This window comes from Pedobacter sp. HMWF019 (assembly GCF_003061025.1).
GTDB lineage: Bacteria > Bacteroidota > Bacteroidia > Sphingobacteriales > Sphingobacteriaceae > Pedobacter.
Window position 1 is genome coordinate 1 of the sequence record NZ_QAIL01000074.1, and the last position, 2,397, is coordinate 2,397.

The 2,397-nt window shown below is 39.3% G+C and carries 1 protein-coding gene; it reads left to right on the top strand.

Annotated elements, in window-relative coordinates:
- The first annotated feature begins 41 nt into the window (after positions 1-41).
- On the top strand, positions 42-2,321 hold the full coding sequence (locus tag DBR11_RS04630; protein ID WP_108550441.1) for a family 20 glycosylhydrolase: 2,280 nt from the start codon (positions 42-44) through the stop codon (positions 2,319-2,321).
- Positions 2,322-2,397: the final 76 nt, after the last annotated feature.

A 2,397-nucleotide genomic window follows, 5' to 3' on the forward strand; every position in this document is an offset into this window, starting at 1 on the left:
ATATTCTATATTTGAATAAAAGGTTTTAGTAAAATTTATATATGAAGTGTCGATTAATTAATCTGGCCTTGTTGTCAGTGTTAGTTTGTATTAAAATTACTGTAAATGCTCAGGTTGTTCCTGGAAAATATACAGTAATTCCCCAGCCGTCTGTATTGAGCCCACAGCCTGGTCATTTTATTTTAAATCGCAATACGGTGATTAATCCATCTTCAGGAGTGCTTTTTGGGGCTGCTGTAAGAGAGTTGAAGACGATGAAGGACAAAACGACAGCAGTGGTAAAAAATACGATTTCGTTAAAATCTGTACATGAAGATGTAATTCCAAAAGGTGGGTATAAACTTTCTGTAAAGAGTGGGGAAGTGGTGCTTACTGCATCTACTACAGAGGGGGCATTTGCTGCTGTATCAACTTTAAAACAGTTGATCGGGGCCAGCTTATACAAGCTTCCTTCTAAAACAGGGTTTGAAATTCCGGGTGTGGAAATTAGTGATGCTCCACGTTTTGAGTGGAGAGGTGTGCATCTGGATGTTTCCCGGCATTTCTTTGATCTGGAGTATCTGCGGAAAATGATTGACCGTATGGCTTTATATAAGTTCAACAAATTTCATTTGCATTTAACTGACGATCAGGGTTGGCGGATAGAGATTAAAAAATATCCGGAGTTGACAGCTAAAGGGGCTTGGCGTACTTTAAATAAGCAGGATTCCGCCTGTTTGGTACTCGCAAAGGACAACCCGGATTATGAATTACCAGAAAAGCATTTTAAGATGATCGATGGGGCTCGGAAATATGGTGGATTCTACACTCAGGAAGAAATGAAGGGTCTGATTAAATACGCTGCAGACAGATCTGTAGAAATTATCCCTGAAATTGATATGCCGGGACATATGATGGCAGCAACAGCCTTGATGCCTTGGTTGACTTCAAACGGTAAAGGTGGGCAGGCTAAAGACTTTTCCGAACCTTTATGTCCATGTAAAGAAACAACGTTTGAATTTGCGGAGAATGTATTTACAGAAATCGCGGCATTATTTCCAAGTAAATATATTCATTTAGGCGCGGATGAAGTAGAGAAGAGCAGCTGGAAAAATGTGCCTGAATGTGATGCTCTGATGAAGAAAGAGGGATTAAAAGATATCAACCAACTACAAAGTTATTTTGTACATCGCATGGAGCGATTCTTTAATAGTAAGGGGAAAAAGTTAATTGGCTGGGATGAAATTCTGGATGGGGGTATTTCTCCTACGGCTACATTGATGTATTGGAGAACCTGGGTGCCGGATGCTCCCAGACATGCAGCGGAGAAAGGTAATGAATTGATCATGACACCAGGAGAGTTTTGTTATTTCGATGCACAGCAGGATGCCAATTCTTTGCAGAAAGTATATTCTTTTGATCCTTATAATTTTAAACTGAATACGGCTGAGAGAAAATTTGTAATGGGTGTTCAGGCCAATATCTGGACGGAATATATTCCTAGTGAGCAAAGATTAGAATATATGGTCTTTCCTCGTTTACTGGCAATGGCAGAAGTGGCTTGGGGTAAACCAAGTTTAGATTGGAAAGGCTTTGAGCAAAAGGTTATTGATCAGCTACCTATGCTGGATGCGATGAAAATCAATTATCGTTTCCTGGACTTGAATGGGTTTAGTGTAAACAGTGTCTTTGTAGATAAGGCTGCTCTGGAAATTTTTAATCCGGTTAAGAATTTTGATGTACGTTATACCACAGATGGATCTGTACCAAACTTGTCCTCTAAACTGTATAAAGGGAAATTGATCATTGAAAGACCCGTTCAGTTTAAACTTGCTGCATTTAATACATCAGGAAAAAGAGGGGAGTTGTATACAGTTAATTATGAGAAGCAGGACTATGCCCCGTCAGTTCAGTTGGCTTCTCCAAAAAAGGGTCTGGATTTTTTCTACTATCCGGGGGCGTATCACCTGGTGAAGGACATTAATGAAAAAGCACTTGAAGTACAAAAGGTGACTTCTGCAATTGAAATCCCCGTTGAAAAAACGGCAGACCAGTTTGCGACACGCCATAAAGGTTATTTTTATGCGGCTGAACAAGGTATTTATACTTTTTTTCTTAGATCCGATGATGGCAGTGTATTGAAACTGGAAGGCAAAATGCTTGTAGACAACGATGGATGGCATTCTTCATTTGAAAAATCTGCCCAGATTGCTTTGGCTAAAGGATACCATCCTTTTGAATTGTTGTTTTTAGAAGGTGGTGGTGGATATACATTGAAGTTGGAGGTCCTGCTGCCTTCGGGGGAACGAAGGGCAGTTCGTGCTGAAGATTTTTATAGGTAGTGTGCTAAACCAAATATAGCTATTAAATTAAACTTTCAAAAAGTTTTGAAAGTTTAATTTAATAGCTATATTTGTT